The sequence below is a fragment of the Bacillus sp. GMs2/2 genome, from assembly GCF_050172095.1.
Classification (GTDB): domain Bacteria; phylum Bacillota; class Bacilli; order Bacillales; family Bacillaceae_G; genus Bacillus_A; species Bacillus_A cereus.
This window is the reverse complement of sequence record NZ_JBNLYE010000091.1, coordinates 1-14,869: the sequence shown is the minus strand read 5'-3', so window position 1 is coordinate 14,869 and position 14,869 is coordinate 1. Positions and strand designations below refer to the sequence as shown.

Sequence of the window (14,869 nt, the reverse complement as noted above, 5' to 3'; positions counted from 1 at the left end):
ATATGGCATTTTAAACATCGCACTACAATCGGAATTTCTTCTAAGTCTTTAGTCCTAGAAAACGAAATGATAAAAAATCACATTTAGAATATAATTGTAAAAAGGAGGAGGTTGCATGCGTATAAAATTACTATCAATCTTGTGTTTATTATTACTCACAAGTTGTAGCCAAATAAAAAACAATGAAGTTGCCATTGTTGAGCCATACAAATTAACAAAAGAGCAAGCTTCTATTTTACAAATGACTCCTTTTCAAGAAGGTAATAGCATATTTTATAACGTTACGCTTAAAAATGATAAAGATGAAATAAATGCTACAATTGATTATTATAACAATGGTAAGAAAACAAAAGAAATTGCTAATATAGCTACCTCACATTTTTCAAAAAAGAAAATAAAGCTTTCTTTTTTACCACCACATTTCCAATTTGATAAAGATATACAAGAAAAAAGGCAGTGGTATCTGAATATTGAAGGTGGTTCAACACTTGTTCCTGAAGAAGCGCCACCAAGCGTAAATAGCTCTGCAACTACTACAATCCAATCTATAAAAAATTTAAAATACAATCAAAAAACAACTTTAGCTGCTGTAATCCAAACCAGTCAAGAAACTGTAAGCGTCCCTACAATTGACGAAGAAAAGGGTATTGATTTACTCTTAAAAGAAAATGAACACGTTTATCTATTTAGTATCGAGCTAAAAAAAGAACAATAAAGCGGAAATGCAACTTAAGTTGCATTTCCGCTTTATTGTTTAATAAGGTGTACTTTTATGGATTTGAATCAAATCCATTTTCTGTTACTACTATTACTCATCTTCTACTTCTATTCTTTTCTTCTCTCTTGCAATTTTTAAAAACTCTAGCAGCTCTCGATTACTATTCATTTTTTTGTAAGCCACTGACATTTCTGCAACGAAATTAGAATCATATAACTCTTTATATACAACTTCTGTTTTATATAACTTATTTGCCGACACGGGTATTACTGTAATTCCAATCCCTGCTGCTACAAGCCCCATAACTGTTTGATACTCTGTTGCTTCTTGTACAATACGTGGACTAAATCCAACTTCTCTACAAAGAGATAGAATTGTATCATACAAAGCTGGCCATACTGGTCTCGTAATAAATACAAACGGCTCATCTCGTAAATCTTCTATATGTATTTCATCTTTCTCTGCAAGTGGATGTGCCTTTGGTAAACACAAAGTGCAAGATAACCTTTGAATTGGCTCTAATTCTAATAATTGCGTTGGAATTGGTGGACGTAAAAAGCCAATATCGATACGGTTATCATGAAGTGCATGAACTTGATCTGGTGTTGACAATTCATGTAATGCAACAGACACTCTCGGAAATTTCTTTCTATATTCTCTAACAATTGATGGTAAAATATCATATATCGCCGCACCTACAAAACCAATTGAAAGTGATCCTACTTCTCCCCTTTGTGCACTTTGTGCAACTTCTACTGCTTTTTCAATTTGTTCAAACGCCTTTTTTACTTCTTTTAAAAACATTTCTCCTGCTTCTGTTAGTTCAACCTTTCTTTTCGTTCTTGAAAATAATGTAACTCCCATTTCTTTTTCTAATTGCTGTATTTGTTGACTAAGTGGTGGTTGTGTCATTTGTAAACGAGCAGCCGCCCGTCCAAAGTGTAACTCTTCTGCCACAACAACAAAATATTGCAAATGCCGTAATTCCATTTTTGGACACCCTTTTCACTTTCGATTAATATGTCTTATATATTAATAACATATAATTTATATATTAGACAAATATTTTGAATGAACGTATAGTAGAAATTGTTAATTCTTTTTTACAATTTTTATGTAACAAAAGAAAGAGGTGGTTACTGTATGAAATGGTGGAAGTTAAGCGGACAAATTTTATTACTATTTTGTTTCGCTTGGACAGGTGAATGGATTGCAAAACAGGCACACCTCCCAGTTCCAGGAAGTATAATCGGTATTTTCTTATTATTAATTTCATTAAAATTTAACCTAGTTAAAAAAGAATGGATACAGGACGGAGCAGATTTTTTATTAAAAGAACTTATTTTATTTTTCATCCCTTCTGCAGTCGCTGTCATACGTTACAGAGATACACTAACACAATATGGAATCGATCTCATTTTAATTATTATGATTAGCACTCTTTGCGTTACCTTAGTTACAGGACTTTTAACAGAATTGCTACTAAAGCGGAAAGGATCAACGCAATGATCGGATTTCTTTGTTTACTATTAACACTATTCACATATTGGCTATCAAAAAAAATGTATCAACGCTGGAATTGGAGTCTACTTTCTCCTCTTCTCGTCTGTCCCATTATTTTAATTGCTTTATTGCTCGGATTAGATACACCTTATGAAACATATGAATCTGGTGGTCATTGGTTAACTGAATTATTAAAACCCGCAACAGTTGCTTTTGCATGGCCAATCTATAAATACTTTGATTTATTAAAGAAACATGGAATGGCTATCTTACTTAATGTCATTGTCGGTTCGTTTTTATCAGTCATTACTTCAGCACTACTAGCAAATTATTTTCAAATTGATTCATCACTAGAACATAGTTTAGCGCCACATATCGTAACAACACCAATCGCAATGGCTATTTCAGAAATGATTGGTGGCATGTCACAATTAACTGCTGTATTTGTCGTTTTAACTGCCTTAACAGGAGCATTGCTCGGTCCTTCTCTCATACGTATTTGCCGTATTAAAACAGCAATCGCAAAAGGTATTATGTTAGGAACAAGCGCAAATGGAACCGGTACATCAAAAGCATTCGAAATCGGTCCTGTGGAAGGAACAATTGCAAGTTTATCTATGCTTTTAACAGCAGGCGCTAGTTTAGTTATCGTTCCGCTTTTCTTGTCTTGGATACATTAAAGAAGCAAGTATTTACATACTTGCTTCTTTATCTATATATTGGCACAGCAATTCATAATCCTCTGGAAAAGCTAAACACAATTGTTCAACTTCATGTATCCCTTTCCAAGCAATTTCATGTATTAACTCATCAGGATCTTGGATTTTCATATTACCGCCTATTTGTTTAACAAAATAATAATGGACATACACTGGAACACCGTATGTAATACCCTCTTTTTCATATATTTTATTTACAACTTCCACATTGTAACCTGTTTCTTCCCAAACTTCCCTGATACAACATTCTTCTAGTGTCTCTCCCTTTTCAAGTCCTCCACTTGGGACAGACCACCTTTTTTCTTCTCCCTCTTTGCCCTGCAGTACCATTAAAACTTCATTTTTTTCATTTACACATACCGCTGCACTACCTATCCATCTCTCCATAAACATCCCTCCCCTACTAAAATTCGCCTTCTTTATTATTTTTCCCTTGAAAAAAAGAGGAAAATAATAAAACAATGACGAAAAGTTACATCAACTTCATAGACAATCCCTTCTTAGAAATTAAAACTGGAAGGATGAAAATATGATTTCTAATTATGTTGTGGAATGTGTCTTTTGTGAAGAAAATCGAAAACCTCGCCAAGCTATTGTCACAGTTCCCGCCACTACTCAGCTACTAGCCCTTGAAAAAGTGCGCGCGGAATGCAAACGTCGCTTCGGAAAAACTGTATTATTGCAAACAGAAATTAAAGAAGAAATAATTTTCGAACAAAAAGAAAGCTGACCATAAATTGGTCAGCTTTCATATCCGATCATATTTTCACATGAAGATTAGGGGCATCCTCTTTAAGGATCGGGATTTTCCCATTATGTACGTTCCATAATGGTCATCGAACAATATATTTCTATGCAATTAACTATTGAATAGAATAGGGCAAAACTTGTTCGCATTTTTAGAAAAGGGATAGGGATATAATTCAAGTAGTACTTCGAATACTCGAACTTTACACTCATAATATTAAAACAAATCCTTTTATATGGGAAATATGAATTACCTATATAATTCATTCGTAAAATATATTAATAGTTTGCTATATTAATTTTATCCCGCTATTTGTAAGCATTAACCCCCTACTGATTATAATTTCACTTTATTCCATCAATAGCATACAACCAGCTAAAACCGGTGTCATAATCATCGAAAACCTCAAAAGCATTCGCGGTGCATAATTTGTAAACTTCGCGCCAATGTATGCCCCTAACATGGTCCCAATTAATACTTGTAATAACAATATATAATCTAAATATCCTTCCGAACTATATCCTATCCCGCCTCCAATTGCAATCGGTAATATAACAAGCATTGTTGTCCCTACAGATTGCTGAATCGTAAGTCCCAATAGAACTATTAATCCAAGTTGAATAAACGGTGCAGAACCAATCCCAAATGAACCAGCCATCATTCCAGTAACTAATCCAAGGCATACACATTTCAACAAGTAGTTCACGGAAAACTCTTTATGTTTATATAAAGACGACTTTTCTTTGTTTTGGAACATAATTAATTTAATAAACATAAAAATTGCCGATAAAAATAACATCCCAGCTGTAAACCAATGAAGAAGATGTGCTGGTATAAGTGAACCAAATTTAGAACCAATATAAGAGCCAATTGCGCCAAATCCCCCAACAATCCCGCCTATAATAAGTGCAACATTGCCCTCACGGTAATGACTTACAACACCTGATAATGTCGTAAATGCCATTGCAGTTAAAGATGTTGCAAGAGCAACATGAATAGGAATATGAAATACTAAAGTGAGTATCGCGATAATAAACCCAGCTCCTCCAGCTCCAACAAATCCTAATAAAATACCCATTACTAACATTGTTATAATAATTGCCACAGACTTTCCCTCCAGTAACACAATTATCCATCATATTTATCCTTACATACAAATAAAAAGCATCCTAGACGGATGCTTTTTATTTCAAAAATATGTACTTAATCTTGATTAATCAAAATAACCGCTGGACCAGCGACCACTACTCCAGCTACTTCTATTTTTTCAAATTCCTTTACTGTAATAGATATAACTCCTTCTCTTTCCATCAATTCTTTACTCAGGACATCAGTCGGGATTGCTTTCACCGTCTTACCTCCTTTTCATTTATACAATATGATAAAGTAAAACTTTAATGAGTGGGGTTTTTGTCCGTACTTATTAATTATTACCCCTCACCAATCGGACTAATAATCACCCAATGCATCTATATATATGCATCACCTCCGCTTTCATTCCTTATTCCACTCAAAAACCTTCTCCCCCTTCCGTGACATATTGAAAAATAAAAAAGAAGCTATAACATATAGCTTCCCTCTACGTTTCTTTAATCTTTATGCACCGTATATTCCATGACTTTTCCATCTCTATCAAATTGGAAAACAAGCTGTTCGCTATCTATTGGAATAAAGCCACGTTTAGTCCCAAGATAATACAAAGTGGTAACTCCTTCTTCCCCACTTCTCGTTTCCGTTGGAGCTCCTAACAATTGTATAATTTCTTCATTTGATTTCCCTATTAATTTATATTTTTGTAATAGATCATCTACCATATATACCCGCTTATCTGCATGATTTAACCATCTATTTTGATTAAACTTTGATGTATATTCATTTACACTTAGTTGTACAGTGCACACTATTAATGGTATGAGTGCTACTATTAAAACCCCCAACATTTGCTTCTTTTCTTCATTACGATTTTTAGAAACATATAAAATAGCCCTTTGAATCATGACTAATAAAACAAATGGTATGAATACTACAAAAATGCTCCTTACACTTAAGGGTATATGGACCATATCAATGACGAATATAAATAGAATGTACATTACTATATACAAACAAAAATAGACATACAAAATGCCACGTAGCATAGCGTTCAGAAAGATCTCCCCTTTTAACTCACTATATAATTCATCCGGCTAATCATTTCTCGAATCTGTTCTAATTCTTGCACTGTATATACTACTTTCCCTGTTAAGATTTCATTTCTGAAGAACGTTACAATTTGCTCCCGATCTTTTAACCTAGGTGTTTCCTCACTAGAAAGGTCTACTATTGCTTTTCCATTTTTATTATAAAAATATACAACTGGTTTTACCTTTTCTTTTATACTATTAGCCTGTATTTCATTCAAACAATTGTATAAAATTTTAGATAGTTTCTTCGCCTTATATACTGGATTCCCTTCATTTTTCACTTGTATAGTTGAGGAATCTTTACCTACTATATATTCAAATGTCTCTTCTTTATCAACTTCTTGTTGATACTTACCCATTTCATCAATCATAAATGAATATATACCAGCATTTTCTTTCGTTAAACCATGAATTAATTTCTCGTTCCATTCTTTCATCTCCAGTAGATAAATACCAGTTTTGCACAAGATAAGATGATGGATTCGATTATCGTTTATTTCACTATTATTTTTAATAAAAACATTCGGCATGACTTGAAATTCAGCATCTAATATGATGCCTTGCTCTATGAATCCTCGCTTCATATAATGTAATGTTTCGTACGTATTCATTTCAGCACCGTTTTTAGTATATTCTCGTAAATTTGCAATTAATTTTTGAAACATATGTATTTCGTTATTATGTTTATTTTGCATTTCACTACGTTCTTTACTATGCTGCACAGCTAATTGATTTTTCATCATACGCATATTTTCAATTTCTCTATTTGCACTTACTTGTAAATCATTGTATTTTTTCTGTTCCATATTTTTTAAATTATTTTGTTGTTCTTTATGCTCTATCACCGTAGCTGCAATTTCATTTTTATACGTTTCAATCGCTTGTTTCTTTTCAAATTCTACTTGCTGACTCTCTGATTCTAACTGTTTATTTTTATAAAACAGCACAAATACTACAGCTAATAATATTAAAACCGCACCTATTAGCACATAATTCATATTTTTACCCCTTTATTTCATTTTTGATTATTTTTTATAAATATATCTACTATAGTATACTATGGTTTCGATATAGACTTTGTAAAAGTTGTATATTTTTAATAAAAGGCACCTCTGACGGGGCACCTTTTATTTTCACTCTATTGTACACCATACTGAATATAACTCGGATCGTAGTATATCCATTGATTTGTCCCTAAGCAAAGCCATCCATCTTGCTTACTCCATACTCGATACGATTCACCATGATGTAACTGTCTTATAACATTTCCATTTAATGATGGAGCATCACGCAAATTTACATTATCACCAGTAATAGTCGCCACATAATGTTTATACTGAATATAACTCGGATCATTATATACCCACTGATTTGTCCCTAAACAAAGCCATCCATCTTGTTCTCCCCAAACTTCATATGTTTCGCCACGATTCAATTGGCGAATTACACTAGACTGCAAAGATGGTCCACTTCTCAAATTCACATTATCTCCATTAATTATAGCAACCCCGTACACTGGAGTTGCATTATTAGGCGGGGAAACATTACCTCCACCACTTGCTCCATTCCCTTTTAAAGCTTCTAATGAAACTGCAGCTGATACATCACAATTTCCTACGCCTGAAATTTGTCCAGAATCTGTGTACTGCCACGCTGTCCACGCTGTCCATCCACCCGCATCAGCAGGCGGTGTACTCGAGTATTTAGCAATCCAAAGCGGTATATCACTTAATCCGCTAATTCCGAACTCATTAATATACCAAACTCCTGTATATAACATTACATCTTTTCCAGTAGCCTGTTTCACATAATTTATGAAGCTTCTTGCCCAATTCGATATAGCGTTACCAGTTAAATTACTGTTGCTCGGATCTGTTGGTGATTCTAAATCCAGAACTGGCATTAAGTCTGTCTGGTTATTTTGTAATATACTCACAAAATATTTTGCCTCTGAAATTGCATCATTTTGTTCTGGGCGTGCAAAATGGTATGCACCAATTAATACATTCGCATTTCGTGCTGCTTGTACATTCTTAGTAAAAGTAGGATCAATGTAGTTTACACCTTCTGTCGCTTTTGCATACGCTGCTGGAATTCCAGATGCCTTCACTGCATTCCAATCAATATTCCCTTCCCAATGAGACACATCAATAAACGTAACATTTGAACCTGATCTGTTTTGCATATAAAATCTCCTATCAATTTTTTTACTTCGTATACATACAATATGTACAAGTTTCATAAGAGGACACAACATTTATGCTATAGAAACAAAGAGTAAACATATTTTGTATACAAAATAAAAAAGACCTTGTATTACAAGGCCTTTTGCAAACTCACTTTATTTTGTAGCAAGTACATATTATAATACAAACCTTGCTCACTTAGTAATTCTTGATGTGTTCCTCTTTCTACTATCTCTCCATCATGCATCACAAAAATTTGATCTGCATCTTGAATTGTAGATAACCTATGCGCAATGGCTATCGTCGTTCTACCTTTTCGCATTTGTTGCAACGCTGTTTGAATAGCCTCTTCTGTTTCTGTATCGATATTAGCTGTTGCTTCATCTAATACTAATACTTTCGGATTCGTTGCTATCGTTCTAGCAAAAGCAATTAATTGTCGTTGACCGCTTGAAAATGCTGCACCTCTTTCTACTACTTCTGTTTCATACTGTTTTGGTAACTTTTCAATAAACGTATTCGCTTGCACAAATCGAGCAGCTTCTTTTACTTCTTCATCCGTAATTTCTTCATTATACATACGAATATTTTGCTTTACATTTCCAGCAAATAAAAATGCATCTTGCAATACGAGTCCTATTTTCTTTCTAATTTCTCGTTCTTCAAATTTTTCTAAATCTACACCGTCTATTACAATATTTCCTGACTTAATATTATAAAATCGCATTAACAAATTCATAATCGTACTTTTTCCGCTACCAGTATGCCCAACAAAAGCAACCGTTTGCCCTTGTTTCACGTGAAATGATACATTTTTTAAAACGTCACGCTTTCCATCATATGAAAAAGTAACATTTTTAAATTCAATATCCCCATCCACGACTTGAGGATTCTCATTGCCTTTTTGAACCGGTGCTAAATCTTTCTCGTCCATTAAATGAAATACACGTGATGACGAAACAAGTGCCTGTTGGAAAAAGGACAATTTCATCATCATCTCATTTACAGGTTGGAAGAAACGATGTATATAGTTAACAAAAGCATATAAAACTCCTACTTCAACAGGGCTCTTTAAAGCATCAATCCCAAATAAACCTAGTACTAACGCAATAGCTACAATATGCACTAAATCCGTAGCTGGTCGTAAAAGTAATGCGTCTAACTTCAAAGTACGTCGCCCTGCACTATAATGTTTATTATTCACTTCTTCAAACTCTTTTCTCATACGTTTTTCTTGTCTGAACACTTGAACAATATTCATTCCTTGTATGGACTCGTTCAACTTTGCATTTAACACGCTTAGTTGATTACGTACTTCTAAATAAAAAGCTGCACTTTTCCGGCGATATAATACCATAATCGCAAACATGATCGGAATTAATACGAGAGAAAATAGCGCTAATTTTACATCTAATAAAAACATCGCTACTAAAATACCTACTAAAAAGACTACATTTTTCACAAATGTTGATAATACACTAACATAAAAATCTTTAATCGCTTCCGTATCATTTGTTATACGCGATACAAGTGTACCAATCGGCGTACGATCAAAGAAACTTAATGACAGCTTTTGAACATGTTCATATACTTCAACTCGCATATCTTGAACAATCTTAAAAGCAATGTTCTGAAAGTACAATAGATTTAAATACGTAAATAATACTTTTAATAAATGAGCAACTATGTAAATTACAAATAAAGTAACGAGCGCTGATCGTTCAAAATCCCGCGGTACTAGGTGTTCATCGAGGAATTGTTTAATTAAAAAAGGACCCATCATTTCCGTTACTGTCGCACCAACTAAAAAGATAAATGCTAAAGATAGCAACCCTTTATATGGCTTCATATAAGAAAGCAATCTACTTAAATCACTTCGCTTCTTCTCTACCATCATACGCCTCCTTTCTCGACTAAAGCTTCTAATTGCTGGCTTTCATACATTTCCTTATACCAGCCGTTTTCCTTCATTAATTCCTCATGTGTACCTCTTTGTACAATTCTACCTTCATCAACAACAAGAATAAGATTGGCATGCTGAATTGCACTTAATCGGTGTGCAGTAATAATCGTCGTTTTCCCTGCTCTTTCCCTCTTTAAGGCACTTAAAATCGTCTCTTCTGTTTTTGCATCTACTGCTGATAAACAATCATCCAAAATTAAAATTTCAGCATTTGTTAATAAAGCACGAGCAATAGAGATTCGCTGTTTTTGACCACCAGATAACGAAACACCTCTTTCCCCTACTACTGTTTCATATCCTTCTGAAAATTGGAGGATGTCATTATGAATACAAGCAATCTCTGCAGCTTGGGTAATTTCATTATATGTAGCATCCGCCTTTCCAAAGGCAATATTCTCACCAATACTTGCTGAGAATAAAAAATGATCTTGGGGCACGTATGAAATGGCAGAACGGACACCATGAAGTGTTATATCTCGAATATCTCGCTCCCCAATTTTTAATTCACCATTAAAATGATCATACTCACGGATTAAACATTTTAATAAAGTCGTTTTCCCTGCGCCTGTACGTCCTACAACTCCTAGCGTTTCGCCCTTCTTCAAATCAAAGTGAATATCGTTTAAATGTAACAATTCATTTTTCTTATACGAAAATGAATCAACGGCAAACGAAACATTACCGCTCGCTATTGTCTGTACAGCATTTTCGCTATTTACTACATCTGATTTTTGTGAAAGAATTTTTTCTACACGGTCATATGAAGCACGCCCACGCTCCATAATATTGAATAACCATCCAAACGCTAACATTGGCCAAACGAGGGTACCTAAATATGTCGTAAATGTAACGAGATCACCTACTGTTAATTCACCTCTTACAACTAATACCGATCCATAACATACTGCGATTAAAAAAGAAAATCCAACGATAAGAGAGATTGTCGGATCAAATAACGAATCAATACGTGCAACTAACACATTTTTATGTACAACATCTTCTGATTTTCTTCGAAACGCCTGCAAATCTTCTTTCTCTTGTCCAAGCGAGCGAATCACTTTCATTCCACTCATACTCTCTTGCACTTTATCATTGATTTCCGAAAACGATTGCTGTGCTTTATGAAACCTTTTATGTAATAAAGTTCCATAATAATTTGTCGAAATAGCTACAATCGGCATTGGAATTAAACTTAATAATGTTAACTTCCAGCTAATTGTAAAACCCATCGCTACGAGTACACATCCTCCGACAGCTAATGAGTCAACAAGCGTCAAAACACCTGCTCCAGCAGTTTGCTGGATCGCTTGAATATCATTGGTCGCATGTGCCATTAAATCACCTGTTCGATTTGACTGATAGAAAGATGGACTCATCTTTGTAAAATGTTCATATAAATTTTTTCGTAATTGGCGAGCTAATTTTAATGAAGACCCAAAAATCATAATACGCCATATGTAACGTAATATGTACATCGTAATGCCTACAATTACTAATAGTACAACCCATTTTAGTAACTTATCGGTCGTCAATGTTCCATCATTAATTTCATCTACAACGATTCCAATTACTTTTGGTGCTACAAGTTCTAAAAGTGCAACGCCAAACAATAAAATAATTCCAGTTATGTACGCTCGTTTTTCTTGTTTAAAAAACCACGCTAAATTCATAAACACTTTCATTTTTTTCCTCCTCCCTTAAAATGAGCGATGTTTTCAGTTTACCAAAAATACAGAATTTTTAAAAGTTTTAAAAACTATAACTAACAAAAAGAAAGACACTCTTAGCGAGTGTCTTTTAGCGCTTATTTCATTTGTTGCTTGTTCATTGCGCTCATCATTTGATTGATTTTCTTTTGGGAAGGTTTTTGTCCCATTTGCATCATCATCATTTTTAACATTTGTTCGTTAATTGGTGGATTTTTTTGTAAGTAATTCATCATATATTTGCGGGCAATGAAAAATCCTAACGCCACGCCTGCTACTAGTGCTACTACGCCCACTAGAATACCTAACCAAATTGGCATATATTTTCCTCCTTCATGTTGTCTACCTTACAGTGTACTAAAACCTTTTCAATAAGACAAGATACAATTCGACATTTTTTACACATATGTTCGTACTTGTTTTAGAGGATTCAGCCATCCGTACTTTGTATTTTCATAATCCATAGCTAAAAATGTTAATTCACACTTTCTTAACACCTCAAAGAATGTTGTTTCCATAGAGACATTTCCAGAGGTATTCATACGAATATAGTGCGGTTTCACCATTATTTCGCCGTACTCCGCTCCCGTATAAAGTGTATGTGTATGATGTGTTCTATCATATTTACCAAGAACGCGCAAAGCTTGTTCTAATTTATGATGAATTTTCATTACTTGCAATGGCATCGTTATATACATCATTTGCTTATATAACACTTTTTTCTCCGAAAGGGACCCAGATTCTGAAAATCGAGCAAATAAATCAAAAAACAAATATTCACGACCAAAATAAGCTTTCGCAATATCCTCTTGAATTAAATACAATTCATACGTTTTCATTTTTCCACTCCCAATCTGGACAACCTTTTCTCTTCATTATATATAAGAAAATTTGCAATGATTGTCTGACTGCGGAGAGATAAAAAACTTTTTCTGTCGAAAAAACTCATTTACATAGAAAAACCTCTCCATGCCGGAGAGATTTTTCTGAAATCATTAAAGCATTTCTTTTACTTTACGAACAACGTTCTCTACAGTAAATCCATACTCTTCCATAATCTTCTCACCAGGAGCAGAAGCACCGAACGTATCGATACCTAACACATCTCCTTCAAGACCTACGTAACGGTGCCATCCGAATGTAGCACCCATTTCGATTGCGAAACGTTTTGTTACTGCTTTTGGTAATACAGATTCTTTGTACTCTGCAGTTTGAGCTTCGAAGCGATCCATAGATGGCATGCTGACAACAGCTGCGTCAACGCCGTCTACTGCTAATGCTTTTTGAGCTTCAACAGCTAGGCTTACTTCAGATCCAGTTGCAAGTAAGATTACATCAGCCGTTTCTTTCTTGCTTGCAGAAACTACATATGCACCTTTTGCTACTTTTTCATACGTATCATCTTTTGCACCTTCTAATGTTGGAAGGTCTTGACGAGTTAATACTAAAGCAGTTGGTTTGTTTGTAGATTCTAAAGCTAGTCTCCAAGCTGCAACAGATTCGTTACCATCAGCAGGACGGATAACAGAAACGTTTGGCATTGCACGAAGCGCTGCTAATTGCTCGATTGGTTCATGTGTTGGACCATCTTCACCAACAGCGATACTGTCATGTGTGAATACATACGTTACTGGCAATTGCATTAATGCTGCAAGGCGAATTGCTGGACGTAAGTAATCAGAGAATACGAAGAACGTACCACCGTAAGTTTTTAAACCACCATGTAGTGCAATACCGTTCATTGCTGCACCCATTGCGAACTCACGTACACCGTACCAAATGTTTTTACCGCTGTAATCATCTCTTGTAAAGTCTTTTTCGTTATTCATGTATGTTTTGTTAGAACCAGCAAGGTCAGCAGATCCACCGAAGAATGATGGTACAGACTCTGCAATTGCATTAATTACAGCACCAGAAGAATTACGAGTTGCTGCTTTTGATCCTAATTCATAAGTTGGTAGGTTTTGCTCCCAACCTTCTGGAAGTTGACCGTTCATTGCTGCTTGGAATTCGTTTGCTAATTCTGGGTATGCTTGTGCATATTCACCTAGCATCGTGTTCCACTCAGCTTGCGCAGTTTCACCAACATCTTGTACTGTTTTACGGAAGTTGTCATATACTTCTTCTGCTACGTGGAAGTCTTGCTCAGCAGTCCAAGCATATGCTTCTTTCGTTAATTTTGTTTCTTCTACACCAAGTGGAGAACCATGTGAAGCTGATTTTCCTGATTTGTTTGGAGAACCGAAACCAATTGTCGTTCTTACTTCAATTAGCGTTGGGCGTTTTTCGTCAGCTTTCGCTTCTTCAATTGCTTTCGCGATTGCTTCAATATCGTTTCCATCCTCAACACGGATTACTTGCCATCCGTATGCTTTGTAACGATCTTCTACACTTTCAGAGAATGAACGATTTAAATCGCCATCTAATGAAATATCGTTTGAATCATAAAGCACAACAAGACGACCTAATTGTAAATGAGCAGCTAATGAAGATGCTTCAGCAGAAACGCCCTCCATTAAATCTCCATCACCACAAATAGCGTATGTATAATGATCTACTACATTATACGCATCACGGTTATATTTAGCAGCTAAATGTCTTTCAGCCATTGCCATACCTACAGCAGTTGCAATACCTTGTCCAAGTGGACCAGTCGTTGCATCTACACCAGCTGTATGACCGTACTCAGGATGTCCTGGAGTTTTGCTTCCCCATTGACGGAAGTTCTTTAAGTCATCCATTGTTACATCATAACCAGATAGGTGAAGTAGGCTGTATAATAACATTGAACCATGACCTGCAGATAATACGAAACGATCACGGTTAAACCACGTTGGGTTATTTGGATTGTGTTTCATAAATTGAGTCCATAATGTATAAGCCATTGGTGCTGCACCCATTGGCATTCCTGGGTGACCAGAGTTTGCTTTTTCAATCGCATCGATGGATAATGTGCGAATCGTGTTGATAGAAAGTTGTTCGATTGAATGTGACATGCTATTCTTCCCTTCGCTTATATTAGTAAACGTTTTATACATTTATATGATAGCTTCCCACGCAAGATTATACAACATGTATCGACAAATATGTTGATATTTTTTTGATTTTTTATAAAAAAATCAATGTTTCCGGGAATGTATGGG

Annotated in this window: 16 protein-coding genes; 4 read left to right on the top strand and 12 right to left on the bottom strand. The window is 34.9% G+C overall.

What is annotated here, in order from left to right:
• Window positions 1-115 precede the first annotated feature (115 nt).
• Window positions 116-715, top strand: coding sequence for a histidine kinase (locus ACQGS6_RS13585; protein WP_426965226.1), 600 nt, complete (start codon window positions 116-118; stop codon window positions 713-715).
• Window positions 716-808: 93 nt separating this feature from the next.
• Here the strand turns inward: ACQGS6_RS13585 and alsR are convergent, their stop codons facing one another.
• Window positions 809-1,708, bottom strand: coding sequence for an acetoin biosynthesis transcriptional regulator AlsR (gene alsR / locus ACQGS6_RS13580; protein WP_426965225.1), 900 nt, complete (start codon window positions 1,706-1,708; stop codon window positions 809-811).
• Window positions 1,709-1,861: 153 nt separating this feature from the next.
• Between alsR and ACQGS6_RS13575 the strand changes: the two genes are divergently transcribed.
• Window positions 1,862-2,227: a CidA/LrgA family holin-like protein gene (locus ACQGS6_RS13575; RefSeq protein WP_000872365.1), complete on the top strand. Its 366-nt coding sequence runs from the start codon at window positions 1,862-1,864 to the stop codon at window positions 2,225-2,227.
• Window positions 2,224-2,901 carry an LrgB family protein gene (locus ACQGS6_RS13570; RefSeq protein ID WP_000578965.1) on the top strand — a complete coding sequence of 226 codons (678 nt, stop codon included), beginning with the start codon at window positions 2,224-2,226 and terminating at the stop codon, window positions 2,899-2,901. Before ACQGS6_RS13575 ends, ACQGS6_RS13570 begins: the two co-directional genes overlap by 4 nt.
• Before the next feature lie 12 nt (window positions 2,902-2,913).
• Here ACQGS6_RS13570 and ACQGS6_RS13565 read toward each other — a convergent pair whose 3' ends face one another.
• Window positions 2,914-3,327, bottom strand: a complete 414-nt coding sequence (locus ACQGS6_RS13565; RefSeq protein WP_000442975.1) for an NUDIX hydrolase — start codon at window positions 3,325-3,327, stop codon at window positions 2,914-2,916.
• A 142-nt stretch (window positions 3,328-3,469) separates the two neighbouring features.
• On the opposite strand from ACQGS6_RS13565, the gene ACQGS6_RS13560 reads away from it, so the two are divergent.
• Entirely contained in the window at window positions 3,470-3,670 is a 201-nt protein-coding gene (locus ACQGS6_RS13560; RefSeq protein WP_000625226.1) for a DUF3903 domain-containing protein, read from the top strand.
• 367 nt (window positions 3,671-4,037) lie between these two features.
• On the opposite strand, the gene ACQGS6_RS13555 is transcribed toward ACQGS6_RS13560, so the two are convergent.
• The 10 genes from ACQGS6_RS13555 to tkt all read right to left on the bottom strand — a co-directional run bounded on the left by ACQGS6_RS13555 (window position 4,038) and on the right by tkt (window position 14,722).
• On the bottom strand, window positions 4,038-4,793 hold the full coding sequence (locus ACQGS6_RS13555) for a sulfite exporter TauE/SafE family protein (RefSeq protein ID WP_074626100.1): 756 nt from the start codon (window positions 4,791-4,793) through the stop codon (window positions 4,038-4,040).
• A gap of 98 nt (window positions 4,794-4,891) precedes the next feature.
• Window positions 4,892-5,038 (bottom strand): BC1881 family protein, encoded by a 147-nt coding sequence (locus tag ACQGS6_RS13550; RefSeq protein ID WP_000644411.1) that lies wholly within the window; start codon window positions 5,036-5,038, stop codon window positions 4,892-4,894.
• Window positions 5,039-5,277: 239 nt separating this feature from the next.
• Complete coding sequence (locus ACQGS6_RS13545) at window positions 5,278-5,826, bottom strand: hypothetical protein (protein WP_069605137.1); 549 nt, start codon at window positions 5,824-5,826, stop codon at window positions 5,278-5,280.
• Between the two features lie 23 nt (window positions 5,827-5,849).
• Window positions 5,850-6,869, bottom strand: coding sequence for an NERD domain-containing protein (locus tag ACQGS6_RS13540; protein ID WP_074626102.1), 1,020 nt, complete (start codon window positions 6,867-6,869; stop codon window positions 5,850-5,852).
• A 140-nt stretch (window positions 6,870-7,009) separates the two neighbouring features.
• Window positions 7,010-8,056: a GH25 family lysozyme gene (locus tag ACQGS6_RS13535; RefSeq protein WP_001181384.1), complete on the bottom strand. Its 1,047-nt coding sequence runs from the start codon at window positions 8,054-8,056 to the stop codon at window positions 7,010-7,012.
• A 131-nt stretch (window positions 8,057-8,187) separates the two neighbouring features.
• Entirely contained in the window at window positions 8,188-9,951 is a 1,764-nt protein-coding gene (locus ACQGS6_RS13530) for an ABC transporter ATP-binding protein (RefSeq protein ID WP_000229522.1), read from the bottom strand.
• Window positions 9,951-11,702, bottom strand: a complete 1,752-nt coding sequence (locus ACQGS6_RS13525; protein ID WP_000862459.1) for an ABC transporter ATP-binding protein — start codon at window positions 11,700-11,702, stop codon at window positions 9,951-9,953. Before ACQGS6_RS13525 ends, ACQGS6_RS13530 begins: the two co-directional genes overlap by 1 nt.
• 122 nt (window positions 11,703-11,824) lie before the next feature.
• Window positions 11,825-12,046 (bottom strand): YneF family protein, encoded by a 222-nt coding sequence (locus tag ACQGS6_RS13520; protein WP_001123317.1) that lies wholly within the window; start codon window positions 12,044-12,046, stop codon window positions 11,825-11,827.
• A gap of 78 nt (window positions 12,047-12,124) precedes the next feature.
• Complete coding sequence (gene sirA / locus ACQGS6_RS13515; protein ID WP_000860645.1) at window positions 12,125-12,565, bottom strand: sporulation inhibitor of replication protein SirA; 441 nt, start codon at window positions 12,563-12,565, stop codon at window positions 12,125-12,127.
• 156 nt (window positions 12,566-12,721) lie between these two features.
• Entirely contained in the window at window positions 12,722-14,722 is a 2,001-nt protein-coding gene (gene tkt, locus ACQGS6_RS13510) for a transketolase (RefSeq protein WP_000019766.1), read from the bottom strand.
• Between the last annotated feature and the right edge of the window lie 147 nt (window positions 14,723-14,869).

Bases quoted from the DNA above. Each gene is read 5' to 3' on its own strand.
- ACQGS6_RS13545 (WP_069605137.1), bottom strand. From the start codon at position 5,826: ATGCTACGTGGCATTTTGTATGTCTATTTTTGTTTGTATATAGTAATG.
- ACQGS6_RS13530 (WP_000229522.1), bottom strand. From the start codon at position 9,951: ATGGTAGAGAAGAAGCGAAGTGATTTAAGTAGATTGCTTTCTTATATG.
- tkt (WP_000019766.1), bottom strand. From the start codon at position 14,722: ATGTCACATTCAATCGAACAACTTTCTATCAACACGATTCGCACATTA.
- sirA (WP_000860645.1), bottom strand. From the start codon at position 12,565: ATGAAAACGTATGAATTGTATTTAATTCAAGAGGATATTGCGAAAGCT.
- ACQGS6_RS13570 (WP_000578965.1), top strand. From the start codon at position 2,224: ATGATCGGATTTCTTTGTTTACTATTAACACTATTCACATATTGGCTA.
- ACQGS6_RS13525 (WP_000862459.1), bottom strand. From the start codon at position 11,702: ATGAAAGTGTTTATGAATTTAGCGTGGTTTTTTAAACAAGAAAAACGA.
- ACQGS6_RS13540 (WP_074626102.1), bottom strand. From the start codon at position 6,869: ATGAATTATGTGCTAATAGGTGCGGTTTTAATATTATTAGCTGTAGTA.
- ACQGS6_RS13520 (WP_001123317.1), bottom strand. From the start codon at position 12,046: ATGCCAATTTGGTTAGGTATTCTAGTGGGCGTAGTAGCACTAGTAGCA.
- alsR (WP_426965225.1), bottom strand. From the start codon at position 1,708: ATGGAATTACGGCATTTGCAATATTTTGTTGTTGTGGCAGAAGAGTTA.
- ACQGS6_RS13535 (WP_001181384.1), bottom strand. From the start codon at position 8,056: ATGCAAAACAGATCAGGTTCAAATGTTACGTTTATTGATGTGTCTCAT.
- ACQGS6_RS13565 (WP_000442975.1), bottom strand. From the start codon at position 3,327: ATGGAGAGATGGATAGGTAGTGCAGCGGTATGTGTAAATGAAAAAAAT.
- ACQGS6_RS13585 (WP_426965226.1), top strand. From the start codon at position 116: ATGCGTATAAAATTACTATCAATCTTGTGTTTATTATTACTCACAAGT.
- ACQGS6_RS13560 (WP_000625226.1), top strand. From the start codon at position 3,470: ATGATTTCTAATTATGTTGTGGAATGTGTCTTTTGTGAAGAAAATCGA.
- ACQGS6_RS13575 (WP_000872365.1), top strand. From the start codon at position 1,862: ATGAAATGGTGGAAGTTAAGCGGACAAATTTTATTACTATTTTGTTTC.